Source organism: Paenibacillus sp. VTT E-133280, assembly GCF_002264385.1.
In the GTDB taxonomy this organism is placed as follows: Bacteria; Bacillota; Bacilli; order Paenibacillales; family Paenibacillaceae; genus Paenibacillus_AQ; species Paenibacillus_AQ nitricinens.
Genome location: NZ_NFUX01000021.1, coordinates 1 through 15,555, shown reverse-complemented (window position 1 = coordinate 15,555; position 15,555 = coordinate 1). Strand labels below are relative to the sequence as shown.

Genomic DNA, 15,555 nt, shown 5'->3' with positions numbered 1-15,555 from the left:
CTCACGGTGTAGTTCCTCCTTTGCGGGACAGCAGATCCCAGATAACGTCCTTCCCTGGCTTACTCAGATTATTGTAGCCATTGCCTTCCACGGCTTCATCGAACTGGCAGACGGGTCTAAAGGAACAGAATGTGCAGGCTGTCTCTTGCCCAATCCGGTATGGCTCAATCGCCACATCACCTTCCGTAATGCGTGTCCCGATATCTGAGATCGTTCCCCGAACGGATGATAATAAGTGCCCCCATTGCTCTGGTGTAGCTACAGAAGCACTACTATAAAAACTTCCATCAGCTTTTACTGCTACAGGCACGATAGAAGAATACCCTTTATCTAAAGTCGTATCCATCAGGGATACAACCTCGCGGTCTGCTGTAAGCAGTCCCTTCATCTTGAAGCGTTTCAGCAATTCTTGTTCTGCTTGTTCCTTGTTCATCCCGTTAGATGAGGTTAACAGTGGGTCATGTACATGGAAATACAGTGTCCCTGCTGGAAGCGCCGGTTGCCCGAGCCATTGCTCCGAATACGTTAGCAGTACATCCAGATAGGTCAGCATCTGTAGCGATAATCCATAGTACACCTCGTGCAGCTTGAGATCTTTTTGACTCGATTTATAATCAATGACTCGCAGAAGAATTCCATTCTCTCCACGGGCCATGTCTACACGGTCGATCCGTCCTACAACCTCCATCACACAGCCATTCGGCAGCGTAATTCTTAAAGGTGGCAACTCCTTATCCGGTCCAAAATCCAGCTCTAGCCCTACCGGCTCAAAGCTGCCTCGGCGGGCATGCTCGCCCAGAATTACAGAAGCACGTCCAACAATATTTTTTAGCTTGCGTGAGATGTATCCGTAACGTTTAGAGCTCATCAGAATTTCACCCTGCAGCATCGGTGATAAACGTTCTACAGTCTCACTTGCCTCACGCCGACATTCCTCTGGAGACAAGCTTCCCCAGCCGCGGCCCTCTTCTTTCAGTCTTACAGCCATGTCACTTAACGCAGCATGAAACAGTTGTCCAATATCAGGTGCTTGCAGCTTATATAGCTGGCGTTCCTTCAGTCTAAGTCCGTAAGATGCAAAATGGGAGAAGGAGCAAGCAACAAACTTCTCCATCCGGGACACACTGCCTCGCAGTGTCGATCCACCGTACAATTTAAGGCTTGTTCCACGCTTTAGCTTCGTTCCCACGTTACGATAGAACAAGGAACTGAGCAGACGTTTCAATTCGAGACTACGAATATCATCAGCAGCGAACCAGTTATACACATCCCACCATAATTCAGGTATCTCCGTCCCCTGGCGCCACTGGCGAAGCTGCATAATCAATGCACGAAGACTTTGTTCTGGATGACCAATGTAACCGAGGTGAATGGAATTCCTGACTTCTTCTGGTAGTCCTACTGGGGGAAGTGCTGCCAAGCTATGCTCTTGCACCCTTGGGAACATTCTATGCAAATGACGGATTACCTCAGAGGGAAGAAGCGCCTTGCCCTCATCATCAGCAGTGGCGTAGCTAATCCAGAGCTTTCGACTTCCTGTCGTTAGCGCATTATAGATCAAAAACCGCTCGTCCAGCAGTTTACGAGAAGCACCAGGAGCAAGCTCCATACCGGCGTTCTCAAGCACGGAGCGTTCGCCTTCCGAGAGAATTCCATCTTCCTTAAACTGCGCAGGCACAACACCTTCATTAAATCCAAGCAAAAATGCGTATTTAACTCCCGTTGGTCGAGTCCGATCCATGTTACCAACCAGTACTTGATCGAGCGCGGGAGGAACAAGTCCCATCTTCAGCTCAGCAAGTCCTGTCTCTAGGACTCCGGTGAACACATCAAATTCAAGTCTCTCGTTGCCCATCATCTCGACGATCTGATCTAGCAGATCAAGCACTGCACCCCACAGCTGACTATGTTCTCTAGCCTTCTCGGGTTGCCCCTTCTCCATAGAACCGACACTAAGTTTCTCCAGCTTTCGAGCAACATCCGTTTCATCCAGCAACTTGTACACTGCGGTACATAGTTCAAGACCGCTTTTACTCTTCTGTATCCGTTTCTCAAAAGCAAATAGAGGACCCGTTATACTAGCACGGCATCGCTCCATTGTAGCAAGCAGTTCTTCATCCATCTGTCTGCCGCCTTCCAGCGACAAGCTAGGAATCCCTTTCCATGAACGGCCATCCGTCCAGCGATACCCTTGAATCCCACAAGCCAGCACATAATTTTCTAAGGCATCCATATCCTCACGCGTAATACTACCGTCCAGCGGTAGCAAAAGCTCCGTCTTTACACAGCGGAATACATCCTCAAAGCGCCAGCGTCGACGCACCACATCCAATGCGGAACGTACAAACTCTACCAATGGATGGTGCAGCTCATTTACCTTCTGGTCCAGAAAAAAAGGGACTCCGTAATCCTGGAACAACGGTTTAATCAGCTGCTCGTAATCTCCAATATTACGCATCAATACGGCCATATCACCATATTTTGCACCTTCATCTCGCGCCAGTCTAATCATTTCACGCAGTGCTCCCTCAACCTCTGCTCTGTGTGAAACTGCTGCGCCTATAGATATCGCTTCATTTGCCAGTTCATCTGCACCCATCCAGACCTTTCGGCGGTCATATCCTCTTTCGAGATGAGCAAGAACAGGACTTTCTTCAAAACGCGGAAGAACCGCTGGCTCCAGCAGCTCGTCCCACACATCAATGCCCAGCTCTTCAGCTATTCCACGCAGTTTAATGTAAGTGACCGCAGTTGGGTGAAACAATTCAAGCTCATTTAATTGATCTCCATAGGGATACGAACGATCAAGAGTAAGGGACACGGTCAGCTTCGATGCTTGCTGCATTAATTCTCGAAGCACTACGAATTCCTGCGGGGTAAAGCCGTGGAACCCATCTACCCAAATCTGCGCCCCGCGAATGTAAGAGGAATCAGGAATATGCTCAGCTAGTTCCGCTAAACGATCCTCTTCATCGATATAGAGGCGTGACATCTCCTTCTCTAAATCACTGAATACCAGCTGTAAATCATCCAGCTTGCCTTCAAGAATTGGACTTCTTGCAATAGCGCCTCGCATTGCGGATAGCTGCTCCTCTAAATCAGAGGAAGCCAAACAGCAACGCTTCATCTCCGTATGCAGCTGATTGAGCCGTTCCACAAAACCCGGTCTGTCTGCAGAGGCACCGAACAACTTCAGTTCCTCTTTACGGCGACTGATGATTTTGTAAATCAACATCTTTTTACCTTCTTCACTGATCGGCAGACTAGCGCTACCTCCAGTTTCCTGTTTCACTCGATAGGCAAGCCGAGAAAAGCTCAGTGTCTGCGCCCGAATGCTTCCCTTCACATTCCCTACGGTCAGAAGCCCCCGTTCTGCTCCAAAGGAGCCTTGTTCCGGTACAAGAATAATGATTGGCGCACCAAGAGGCTCCTTCTCTAATGAAGTTGAGATAGACTCCCATATTTTCGTTGTCTTGCCACTGCCCGATCGGCCTAGTAAAAAGGTTACCGACATAAATGATAGACTCCTTCCGTAGCGGAGAAAATGTATAAGATACAAGGTGAAATACTCACCGTTTGATAATGTTCAAATGAAAAAGCTCAGTCGTTCCTCGTCCCCTCAGTATAGCATAACTGCACAAATCAGAACATGCGTTTGCTAGTATTTTCTAATGATTTACAATCATAATCTTGTAAATCCCGAATTCAGCTCTTTTGAGAACATAGCAAAAAACCCGTAAAAAGAGGCCTCGATCGAAGACTCCTTTTACGGATTAAAATCCATTACTTATATAAACAGCCAGCTTATTTCTTACTCCGCACTTCAAAAATCGCAAACTTCAGATAGTGTCCTTCGTTAACACCTAGAATCTGCGGATGGTCTTTGCCTGCGGCACGCCATTCCACAAGTCTCAGTACTTTACCAGCATCTTTAGCTGCGTCAGCAATCGTCTCAAGAAATAGATCCGGTTGCATATGGTATGAACAGCTTGCGGTAACCAAATATCCACCTTCGTTCACCAGCTTCATGCCATGCAGATTGATGTCCTTGTAACCACGGCAAGCGCCTGCTACTGCACTTTTAGTTTTCGCAAACGCTGGAGGGTCTAGGATAACTACATCCCAAGTTCTACCTCCACCTGCTGTCATAGGCTTGGAGGTGTCCGTTTTGGCGGCTTTGCCTCCGGATTTAGCATTTGTAGTCGTTACTGTTGATTCCGTTCCACTGGCAACCGTCGCCCGCTCCGAACGTTCCTCCAGCCCCTTGACCTGATTGCGAAGGTAGGCAAAAGCATCGTCCACTACAAATTCCACTCGATCAGTAAAGCCATTTAGCTCCACATTAACCTTAGCACTCTCTATAGCATGAGCGGAAACGTCAAGGCAGGTTACTTTTTTCGCGCCATACTTGCAAGCATGCAGAGTGAAGCTGCCTGTATGCGAAAAGCACTCCAGCACTGTAGCACCATCCCAATAAGGGAAGGTTACGTGTTTACCACTCTTATTTACCGGCAAAGTTTGTAACGAGCCATCTTCTGCTTCTATTTCTTGCAGTGTAATTCCGCTTCGTCCACCCCAGCCTTTCATGAGAGGCGCAATGGATGCTCTATTCTCACGCTGATCAAAGAAATAACCGGTCTTCTGGCCCTCTTCGATATCTACTACCAGCTTCAGATCATTTTCACTTACAGTAACATGTCTTGGGCATTCCCCGTACAGCACACCTGTAGTCTGCTCCAGCCCTTCCAGTTCACGTACACTAACATCACTGCGTTCATAAATACCACGCGGTGCCATAACCTGTACAAGTGCTTCAACAATCTCTGTACGACACTTGTCCATTCCGAGTGTAAGTAGCTGCACAACCAGAATATCGCCGAACCGATCCACAATCAGACCTGGCAAAAAGTCCGCTTCACCATAAACCAAACGATAAGCATCCGCCCCAGGCAGGAAACGTTCTCTATGTTGCAGACAATTCGTAAACCGTTCTGCGAAAAAGGCGGTGTCCATGATAGCCAAAGGTCCCTGCGATACAATTCTTACCCGAATCTGCGACGCTGGATTGTAATATCCTACCGCCAGAAAACGGCCTTGATGATTAAGAACATCAACTAATCCCCCTGCTTCCGGGTTTCCTTCTACTGATGCAACTTCACCTGCATAGACCCATGGATGGCCCTGTTCCAATCTTTTTTTGCGATTGCGTTCTAATCTAACCGATGCCAATGACTTCAACTCCCTGTTTTTCTAAAAATGATTTTATACATGTCCTACTCGTTACTTTCATATATTGGTGTACAACCCTCGTTCAAAGGAGTATGCCCTATGTTCCGTGATCTGCTTTTTCCTATTATATATGGTTTGGTTATCTTTCTGGCTGGCATGAAGCTAATGGAGACAGCATTGTCCAAGCTTGCAGGCCCTCTGTTAACAACAAGTCTGAATAAGGCAACCTCTACACCTATCAAAGGCTTGATCGCAAGCAGTGTACTGTCAGCCCTGCTTCAGAGCAGCACGGCTGTAACCGTACTAACGATCGGCATGGTAAATGCCGGTCTGCTCACCTATGCTCGTACGCTTGGCATTATCTTAGGTAGCAACATCGGCACCACTCTGACCACCGAACTCATCGGACTTCAGATCAATACTATGGCTACACCATTGCTGGCTGCCTCGCTGAGTTTGTGGGCAGCAGCTGTTATAGCAGGCGAGTTACCTCATACGTCACGGGCAGCAGCACTGTGCCGGAAAATATCAGAGCCGCTGCAATTCATCAGCCTGGCTATATCAGGATTCGCCTTAGTCTTATGGGGAATCGCAGTTATGCAGTCCATCGGCGGGACACTTCAGGAGAGCGGCCTATTCCTTTGGTTCTTGGATCATGCGGCCACAAGTGCCTTGTGGGGAATCGCCGCTGGCGCCTGCTTAACAGCCCTGCTACATAGCAGCGCTGCGGTCATTGCCATGGCTATGAGCATAGCTGCGTCGGGTGCCATGCCCACAGAGCTTGGCATAGCCATCGTGCTCGGCGCCAACGTCGGCACCTGCCTCACGGCAGTCATCGCTTCCATCGGCGGCTCGTCTTCTGGCGTCTTCGTCGCATGGTCGCATGTTGCACTCAATGTTGGCGGTGCACTACTGTTCCTGCCACTTATCGGACCCCTGCAAGCAACCGCTGCTTGGATCGGCGGAGGCCCCTCTTCACAGATCGCCCATGCCCAGACTATTTTTAATATAATCTGCTCGATAATCGCACTGCCATTATGTTACCTGCCTGTATGGTCAAGACTGGAGAAACGTCTTCTATCGTAACGAGTTACTGTAACGCCTGAACCCAAACTTTCCACAACTGTACTATTATACTTCAATCGAAAATATTATAAAACCGCGATCCATCATAAAAAGTGATTATCGTCGTAGTGATTGCAATCAGAGCGAATAAGATCAAAGCAATATAATCATTTCTTGAGAAAGGACGACTGCTGTACCAAGTCCGTTTATTCTGTGTTCCAAAGCCACGTAATTCCATAGCCGTACTAATATTCTCAATGCGTTCAATGCTGGTCAGAATCAAAGGCATAAGAATTGAAATAATATTTTTAAGCCGTTTAGGCAGCTTTTCTTTTCGAGAGATGTCTATTCCCCGTGCCTGAGCGGAGAACGAAATATTCTCATAATCTCTTTGGATATCCGGAATGTACCGCAGCGCAAGCGATACAGAATATGCAATTTTATAATTCACACCAATCCGGTTTAAAGACGCTGCGAATTCACTAGGATTTGTCGTTAGAAGGAACAACAGTGCCATGGGAATGACCACTGCATACTTAAGGGCAATATTTAATTGATAGAATAGCTGCTCATATGTTACGGTATACCGACCTACAAGATGAACAATATCATGCCGTGAACCGTATACCTTTACACCTTCCAATGGAGAAAAAATAAAGATAGCTATATGATTAAGCACAAAGAAGAGTAATATAAAATATAGGACGAAGGCATAATCCTGAAACTGAACTTTAGAGACTCTAAAGGCGATCAAACTAAAGAGCAGCATCACTATTAGACATCTTGTATCGTATGTAATCATGCCTGTCAACGACCACACTATAAATAAAATCAGCTTAGTGGCGCCTGTAAGACGGTGAACAGGTGAATCCTGCTTCGTAAAAGTTAACATTGTGGCCTTCATCCGCCCCGGCTCCTCCTGTCGTATGCAATAAATCTTCTTACAAACTCTTCTGGCTGATCCAATTGGACCTTCATAGCCAATGTAAATAGTGAGGTCTCTTTCAAATTAGCATTCCTCACTACTTCTAAATTGGTTAGCACTCGTTCAGGGCTATCATCAGCAAGCTTAACACCATCAGACAACACTACAGCTCTATCGGCATACTCCAGCATAAGATGCATATCATGCGTAATCATAATGACCGTCATTCCCTGTTCACGAAGCGTCAAAAGAAATTCCATCATTTCGTTATAGTGCCTATAATCCTGTGCTGCAGTCGGCTCATCTAATATGATCACTTCCGGCTCCAGGATCATAATAGAAGCAATAGTCACACGTTTCTTCTGACCGTAGCTGAGCGCAGAGATGGGCCAGCTACGAAAAGCGTATAGACCGCATATTTTTAAAACATGATGCACTCGCTCACGAATAAGCTCCTCAGACACCCCTCGTAATTTAAGGCCTAGCGCAACCTCATCATATAAAAGCGTCTTAGAAATCATATGATTAGGATTCTGCATCACGAAACCGATCCGCTCTGCCCGCTCCTTAATCGTATCCTTGGCAATATCCCTTCCGTTCATCAATATCGAACCGGAAGTGGGCTTATAAAAGCCACAGATAAGCTTAGATACCGTGGATTTCCCAGCCCCATTTCTCCCAGCTATACAGGCCATTTCTCCTTTATGAATAAGAAGGTTAAGTTTATGAAGTACTGGTCTGCTCTTCTCATAACCGAATGAAACATCACGTAGCTCAAGGATAGGTAGACTCTCACGTTTATCCTGCTGCGAATTATTGTTATCATACCAGTACTCAAGCTTGCTGGAGCAAGAGTCCAGCTGAATTTCATCTATATGCTGCGGATTCATATCTGATGCAATCGTACATCCTGCATACTTTAAAGCCGTTAAATAGAGAGGTTCCCGAATGCCTGCTTCTGAAAGTAAGCCCGTGCTTAATAGCTCAGCGGCTGGCATATCCGCCGCAAGGCGTCCGTCATGGATCACAATAATGCGGTCCACCGCACGGTGAAGTACTTCCTCGAGCCTGTGCTCGATAATAATAACCGTTTTACCGGTCTCTTTTTGCACTCGGTCAATAAGCTCAATTGCTTTTGTGCCGGTATATGGATCTAAGTTTGCCAAAGGCTCATCAAACAACAGGATGTCCACATCACCAACTAGAACGCCAGCTAAGGTCGTTTTTTGCTTCTGACCACCTGACAATTCCTGAGGTGACGCTCCTAAATATTCGTGGATATCCACGGCTGTTGCTGCAGCCACTACCTTTTCTATCATTTCGGCCTGTTGGACCGCGTGATTCTCCAGACTGAAGGCGATATCCTCTCCAACCGTTAATCCAACAAATTGTCCATCCGGGTCTTGCAGTACAGTCCCTACCTGATCCGACAATGCTGCAATACTAAGTTCTTTCTGCTCCAGACCCATAATTCGCAATGATCCAGACATTTCACCTTTATAAGCAAAAGGGATGAGTCCGTTTATACAATGAGCCAGTGTACTTTTCCCAGAACCAGAGGGTCCCACAATAAGTACCTTCTCCCCTTCGGCAATCGTTAAGTTAATATCTGTGAGTGTAGGCTCCTGCTGTGCTCGATATTGAAAACTAAAATCCTTAAATTCAATCACTGCTTTTTTCATCCTTGACCTTCCTCTTAGCTTCGTTTGAAGAATTTCACTTTCATTATATGTTTTACAGCCATAAAAAAGCCGGTGATCTCCACCGGCTTTTGGTTTGGATTATATGCTACTCAGGCTTCTCTGGTCAAGCTGCCTTGCTTCGTTCTTGTCTTTGCATATGCTATTGCCAGTAGAGAACCAATCACTGCCACAGTGACTATATTGGATGCTCCGGCGATAAGTCCTTGTGTGAATACTTTATTCGCCGGTTCCGCATAGATTAGAATATCCAGTACAGGTGCTACTAAGAACCAGGCGATTGCGTTAGCGACAATCTGGGCCAGATTAAAACGAATCAGTTCCTTTCGTCCGAACTCCCCATCATGAATCCCAATTCTAGCCACAAGCAGCCCAACAACGAGCCCAACAATTCCAGAAGCGATCACCCAACTGAACCAAGGGGAACCATAAAAAATCGCATCCTTCAGTGTATGTCCGATCAGGCCAATGAGTAATCCGGCAAACGGACCGTATAATAGTGCAAACAATGCCAGTAAAGCGTATGTAGTCTCAATGTTAGTGTTTGGAATTCCGGATGGAATCGAACCGAACCTGCCCAAAATAACGAATAAAGCAGAACCGATACCAATCGCAACAATCGTCTTAATCGATAACACCTTTTGTTTTGCCATATTTTCATCTCCCCCAACGCTTCTTTTTATTTTATTTAATTATACATCGGAATAGTCGGAATTAATATAGATTAAAATAAAAAAATCTGCAAAGCAACATTAATGTTGGCTTTGCAGACCCAGACCACTTATAGAGTTATTATATGATTTACTTCATCTATTTCACAGTAACGGTAACCGTCACTGTCTTGGTACCAATCTTTCCTTTAATGGATGCCGTTCCTTTGCTCACAGCTACAATCTGACCGCTAGCAGATACTCTAGCTACAGAAGGCTTAGAGCTAGTCCACGCCGCACTTCCAGTAACAATAGCGGTCTTCCCCGTATCATACTGCGCAATCACAACTGCATTCTGAACAGCTCCCGGAGCCATCTTCAGTCTAGTCTCGTTGACAGTCAACTTCATTAGCTTAGGAACTACATTAATTTTGACACTAGCAGCGAGCCCTTGGTAAGAACCTGATAACGTCGCAGTTCCTTCTGTTATGGCTTTAACAGATGTACTTTTAACCGTGGCAACAGCTTCATTCGAGGACTCCCAATTCATGCTGCTGGAGATATTCCCCGTCTTACCATTAGAGTAGTAAGCCGTTACCTTTATGGATTTAGAACCTTTAATATTCAATTCAATCGCATTCGGTTCTACAACAATTTTAGTAACTTTTTGTTCAATAGTAACCGGGATACTAATAGTCTTATTAGCGTAGGTTCCCTTTAAAGTGGCAGAACCCTTCACCAGTCCTTTGATTACCTTGCCTGAAGAGGTTGTCTTGATAATTGCATTCGTACCGGTAATCTCCCACTCCATAGTACCTGTAGCATCGAGTTCATTCCCATTTTCCATCACAGCTTTGACTTCAGGAACAGCCTTCTCTTCACCAGTAACAATCACAACGTTTTCCTCTGGTCCGAGCAAAATATGAACCTTATCTTTAACTGTAACACTCACTACAACACTTTTTTCCCGGATAGCCGCTTTGGAGGAGGTAGGATTCTCTGATTTTATTTTGCCGACAATATTAACAGTACCAGCCTTTTCAGCAACGAGCTTGCCATCTTTGATGGTGGCAATATCATCATTGGCAGAAGTCCACTCAATTTCTTGACTGAGATCCAGCTTCGTGCCGTCTAGCTTAGTTCCGTTTACCTTTGGCAAACTTACGGAATCCTCTGTGTACATGTCCAGTTCCGTTTTATCAGCTTCCAACTCTGTAATCGTAGGATATACCGTCAACTTAAAGCTTTTACTAATCCCTCTGTATTCTGCTTTAATAACCGATGTTCCCACTGCTTTTGCGGTGATCGCTGCAGCATCAGTACCCGCAGTAACCGTCGCCGCGAGTTGGTTGTCCGAACTCCATACTGCACTACTGGATACATTCGGAGTGGAATTCGCAGCATCTCGAACTTCTGCTTTAACGTTCAAGCTCTCACCCATAAACAAGAATTGATCGCCTGATGGAGTAAGCAATAACGCCTCGTAAGGAGCACGTACATATACATCCACAGTTTGTGTAATCCCCAGATAAGATACTGTAATTACAGCTTTTCCTGCGGACAGTACTTTGATTTCTCCCTTGTCTACAGTAGCGACACTTGTATTAGAAGAAGACCATTCCGCTTTCTCTGAAATATCATTTGGGGTCGTCTTTGTAGTCTCTTTGGTAAACGCAGTTACTTTCACCGGATTATCACCAACGAGCATTTCAATTTCCTTAATTACGATGCCCTTATCATTTTTAAGCTCAATTTCAGAATAAGGCAATTTCACTACCGCTTTAAAGGTTGCTGTTAAGTCCTTGTATTTGGCAGTAATGGTTGAAGTACCTTCACCCGCTAGTGTGATCTTACCTTCTGCAATCGTCAATACGCTTGTATTGGAGCTGCTCCAAGTGGTATCAGCCGTTACATCCTTGGCAGAAGTCGCTGTTTCGCCACCAATCGCATTGGCTTTGACCAACAGTTTATCCTCTTCGTCACCCAATTTATAGTTCCCTTCGGAGCTATATTCGAGCTTCAATTCTTTGATCGGATGTGATACCTCTACTTCTATAGTAGCGAGTGCATGATTATAAGTAGCTGTAATAATAGCCTTTCCGCTATCTATCGGAGTCAATAAGCCATTTACTACTTTTACAGCGTTAGTGTTAGAAGAATTCCATACCACTGCACCCGTCACATCTCTTTTGGAGGAGGACCCTTCTACATTCGCATATATCTTCAGTTGCTTTGGCGTTTGTCCAACCGTAAGCTGCAGTTTGGCTGAGCTTTCAAACTCAATCGAGTTGATATCGCCGGCAGCTGCAAAGACACTTACCGGAAAAACCGCAGTAGCTAACAATATCATGATGAGGAGCATTTTCGTCATTTTCCTGTACACAGTCATTTGTTCTCTCCCTTAGGTTATAATGTCGTTTGGTGGTTTATCCCCACACTCTTTTACTTATATCGACAATTGTACACCAAGTGTTTACCCTATAACTCCATAAAGCCAAATTCAGGACTTTCAGACTAGATAATCAGGTGTAGGGTTGATCAATATATTAGGAAGTAATATGCTAGCTACTACATTCTTTTTTTGAACCAAGGGGGCTACGATGAGTATAGAGAACTTTCAACTAGAGACAATCCCTACTCCAAAAGAGGAAGATAGCTTCCTTAAAGGGGTAAAAGATTGCATTCCCACACTACTCGGTTATTTGAGCATTGGACTTGCAGCAGGTGTTGTTCAAAAGACCGCCGGGCTGAGCATTGCTGAGATTGCCTTGATAAGTCTGATGCTTTATGCCGGTTCAGCACAGTTTATAGCTGCTGGAATGATAGCTGTAAGCAGCTCGCCTGTTGCTATTATCGTTACGATATTTATCGTGAATCTTCGTCACATTTTGCTTAGTGCAGCTCTTTCACCTTATTTCCGGCATCTTACCCCACTGAGAAACATGCTGGTTGGAACCCTGCTGACAGATGAGACCTTTGGAGTTGCTATTAATCAAACAGTAAATAAGCAACAAATCAGTGAAAAATGGATGCATGGCCTTAATCTCACTGCCTATTTAAATTGGTTTATTGCGAATATAGCAGGAGCTTTTTTGGCACAGTGGATTTCTGATCCAGATCAATTCGGTCTACAGTTTGCTTTACCTGCCATGTTCATTGGCATCCTTGTTATTTCCATGATTGATCGTAATAAAATAAAACTTGATTTAGTTGTCGCAATCCTAGCAGTAATCATCGCTGTAGCTAGCTCCTTCGTATTCTCCGGTAGTGTAGGTGTCATTGTTGCAACGGTCATTGCGTCAACAGTAGGGATGGTGCTTGAAAAATGGAAGTGAGATGGGCTGTATTTTTGATTATTCTAGGGGCGGCTTTGGTAACCTTCATTCCAAGGGTGGTTCCATTAATGATTCTAAGCCGATTCGAATTGCCTGAATGGGGAATGCGCTGGTTAAATTATGTTCCTATCTCTGTTATGGCGGCACTAATAGGTCAGGAGATCCTCTTAAATGATGGAAAATTCTCACCTATAGCTAATAACGTTGAGCTTTTTGCGGCAATCCCTACTTTTTGGATCGCTATAAAGACCCGGAGTTTGCTAGGAACTGTGCTGGCGGGGATTGTTTCGATTATGATCCTGCGAATGTTTTTTTGATCTACTCCATACCCAGCAACAAAAACACAGAGCAGCCATTCTCCACTAACGGAAGTTGGCTGCTCTGTTGTCTACTTACTTCTGTCTATTACTTAAAGGACAGCCTGCTTAAGACCGCTCTGACTAACCCCGACCAATTCGCCTCGGCATTCGTTCACACCAGCTTCGGTGATCTTCACCTCACAAAGTTCTCCTTGAAGTGAGTCCTCTCCATCAAAGAAGACCTGCAAATAGTTGTCACTGAATCCATGCTGGATATTACGGCCCGGAGCTCCTTTAGCGGATCTTTCCGGAATCACACTAAGCGTCTGTCCTACAAACTTACGGGCATATGCTAATTGCATTTCTTCGGATAGATCAATCAGCTCCTGAACACGTACATTTTTGATCTCTTCATCAATCTGATTGTCCATCCGTGCTGCAGGAGTACCTGTCCGCTTGGAATACGGGAATACATGCATCTCCGAGTAATTTACAGCCTTCATGAAATCGTATCCGGCACGGAACATCTCATCGGTCTCACCCGGGAATCCAACGATAACGTCAGTGGTAATCCCGACATCTGGCATCGCCTGGCGGATCAATTGCATTTTGGTGTAATACTCTTCTGTCGTATATTTACGGCGCATCGCTTTCAGCACATCATTATGACCGGCTTGTAACGGAATATGCAGATGACGGCACATTTTGGAGGAGCGGTTCAGCACCTCAAGCAGCTTCTCATCAATCTGACTAGCTTCAATAGAACTGATACGCACCCGTTCCAGACCATCTACCTTATCTAGATCCCACAGTAAATCGGAAAGTCGGTAATTATTAAGATCATCACCGTAACCTCCGGTATGAATACCCGTAAGTACAAACTCCTTATACCCTGCTTCTACCAATTGATGCGCTTGAGCTACGATGCTTTTTGGATCACGGCTGCGCGAAAGTCCACGCGACCACGGAATGATGCAGAAGGTGCAGAAGTTGTTACAACCATCCTGAATCTTCATAAAGGCACGCGTCCGATCCGCAAAGCCTGGCACATCCATCTCTTCGAACTCACGTGTCTTCATAATATTACGCACAGCATTGACCGGCTGACGTGAGGCTTCAATATTCTTCACATGTGTCATGATCTGATCGCGGTCCTGGTTACCGATGACAAGGTCAACTCCAGGAATATCTAGAATCTCCCCAGGAGAGGTTTGTGCGTAACAGCCTGTTACGGCTACGATGGCCTCTGGATTACGGCGCACGGCGCGTCGGATCATTTGACGGCTTTTTTTGTCACCTGTGTTAGTTACTGTACAAGTATTAATCAGATATACATCGGCGGGACCCTCGAAATCAACCTGCTCGTAACCTTCATTTTTAAATAGCTGCCAAATGGCTTCGGTATCATAGAAATTCACTTTACAACCTAAAGTATAAAACGCTACGGATGGCATCTCTTAAGCTCCTCCCATTTCTCCAGATTCATATAATATACAAGCAGCGGCAACCATGCCCGCTGTCTCACAGCGCAGAATTCGCCGTCCCAGTCCTACGGATACTGCCCCGGCTTCTTCTGCCTTGAGGCATTCCTCCGGAGTAAAACCTCCTTCAGGACCAACCACAACCATAACTTTCCCGCCAGATTGCGGTGAAAGTGATGCTAACCATGGAGCAACGCTGCTTCGAAGCTGCAAGCCTTCTTCTTTTTCATAACAGAAATAAACAGCATCATATTCACTAAAAGTCTGTAAAAGCTGCTTCCAGGACAAAGGTGATCCTACAGACGGAACGATGTTCCGATGAGCCTGTTCGGCAGCTTCCTTACAAATTTTACGCCAGCGATCCAGTCGTTTGCTTTCTTTACGCTCGTCGTATTGCACTATTGTGCGTTCTGACAGAAAAGGAACAAAGCCTACAGCACCAATCTCTGTACACTTCTGAATGACAGTTTCCATCTTATCGGCTTTAGGCAAGCTCTGTGCGACTGTAATTTTAATTCGAGGTTCATGCGTCATCTCCAGGGACTCCAGAATGTTCACAGTGACTTCCCCAATTTCAATCTGCGCAATCTCTACTAATGCCTCACGCGAAACACCATCGCTAACAATAAGCTTGTCCCCTGCCTTACCACGCATCACTTTAGCGATATGACGGGCGTCTTCCCCATCAATTCTCACGGTATCCGCACCAAACTGCTCCGGTGTAACGAAATATCGCTGCATCTCATCATCATCCTGTTCATAAATTCAGTAACAAGTATAAACGCCTTCGGCGTCCCTATAAGAACTGTAAGCGTTTAAACGAGAAATATAAGTCATAACCTATAGTGTGAAACTTATACTTTCTTATATT

General features: G+C 45.5%; 11 protein-coding genes. 3 read left to right on the top strand and 8 right to left on the bottom strand.

What is annotated here, in order from left to right; genetic code table 11:
- Position 1 precedes the first annotated feature (1 nt).
- Positions 2-3,514 carry a helicase-exonuclease AddAB subunit AddB gene (gene addB / locus CA600_RS11535; RefSeq protein WP_094870312.1) on the bottom strand — a complete coding sequence of 1,171 codons (3,513 nt, stop codon included), beginning with the start codon at positions 3,512-3,514 and terminating at the stop codon, positions 2-4.
- 290 nt (positions 3,515-3,804) lie between these two features.
- A complete protein-coding gene (locus tag CA600_RS11530; RefSeq protein ID WP_094870311.1) occupies positions 3,805-5,229 on the bottom strand; it encodes a class I SAM-dependent rRNA methyltransferase in 1,425 nt (474 codons plus the stop codon).
- Positions 5,230-5,328: 99 nt separating this feature from the next.
- Here CA600_RS11530 and CA600_RS11525 point away from each other — a divergent pair, with 99 nt between their 5' ends.
- Positions 5,329-6,315 carry a Na/Pi cotransporter family protein gene (locus CA600_RS11525; protein ID WP_094870310.1) on the top strand — a complete coding sequence of 329 codons (987 nt, stop codon included), beginning with the start codon at positions 5,329-5,331 and terminating at the stop codon, positions 6,313-6,315.
- Between the two features lie 52 nt (positions 6,316-6,367).
- Here CA600_RS11525 and CA600_RS11520 read toward each other — a convergent pair whose 3' ends face one another.
- From CA600_RS11520 to CA600_RS11505, 4 genes are all read right to left on the bottom strand, one after another.
- Positions 6,368-7,198 carry an energy-coupling factor transporter transmembrane component T family protein gene (locus CA600_RS11520; RefSeq protein ID WP_179281597.1) on the bottom strand — a complete coding sequence of 277 codons (831 nt, stop codon included), beginning with the start codon at positions 7,196-7,198 and terminating at the stop codon, positions 6,368-6,370.
- Positions 7,195-8,901 (bottom strand): ABC transporter ATP-binding protein, encoded by a 1,707-nt coding sequence (locus CA600_RS11515; protein WP_094870309.1) that lies wholly within the window; start codon positions 8,899-8,901, stop codon positions 7,195-7,197. The genes CA600_RS11520 and CA600_RS11515 overlap by 4 nt, the downstream gene beginning before the upstream one ends.
- A gap of 110 nt (positions 8,902-9,011) precedes the next feature.
- Positions 9,012-9,572 carry an ECF-type riboflavin transporter substrate-binding protein gene (locus CA600_RS11510; protein ID WP_042190972.1) on the bottom strand — a complete coding sequence of 187 codons (561 nt, stop codon included), beginning with the start codon at positions 9,570-9,572 and terminating at the stop codon, positions 9,012-9,014.
- Between the two features lie 157 nt (positions 9,573-9,729).
- Entirely contained in the window at positions 9,730-11,958 is a 2,229-nt protein-coding gene (locus CA600_RS11505) for a hypothetical protein (protein ID WP_094870308.1), read from the bottom strand.
- A 211-nt stretch (positions 11,959-12,169) separates the two neighbouring features.
- On the opposite strand from CA600_RS11505, the gene CA600_RS11500 reads away from it, so the two are divergent.
- Positions 12,170-12,904, top strand: a complete 735-nt coding sequence (locus CA600_RS11500; RefSeq protein ID WP_094870307.1) for an AzlC family ABC transporter permease — start codon at positions 12,170-12,172, stop codon at positions 12,902-12,904.
- Entirely contained in the window at positions 12,895-13,221 is a 327-nt protein-coding gene (locus CA600_RS11495; protein WP_094870306.1) for an AzlD domain-containing protein, read from the top strand. The genes CA600_RS11500 and CA600_RS11495 overlap by 10 nt, the downstream gene beginning before the upstream one ends.
- A 92-nt stretch (positions 13,222-13,313) precedes the next feature.
- On the opposite strand, the gene mtaB is transcribed toward CA600_RS11495, so the two are convergent.
- Both mtaB and CA600_RS11485 read right to left on the bottom strand, forming a co-directional pair.
- Positions 13,314-14,657 (bottom strand): tRNA (N(6)-L-threonylcarbamoyladenosine(37)-C(2))-methylthiotransferase MtaB, encoded by a 1,344-nt coding sequence (gene mtaB, locus CA600_RS11490; protein ID WP_094870305.1) that lies wholly within the window; start codon positions 14,655-14,657, stop codon positions 13,314-13,316.
- Between the two features lie 3 nt (positions 14,658-14,660).
- Entirely contained in the window at positions 14,661-15,425 is a 765-nt protein-coding gene (locus tag CA600_RS11485; RefSeq protein WP_042190982.1) for an RsmE family RNA methyltransferase, read from the bottom strand.
- Between the last annotated feature and the right edge of the window lie 130 nt (positions 15,426-15,555).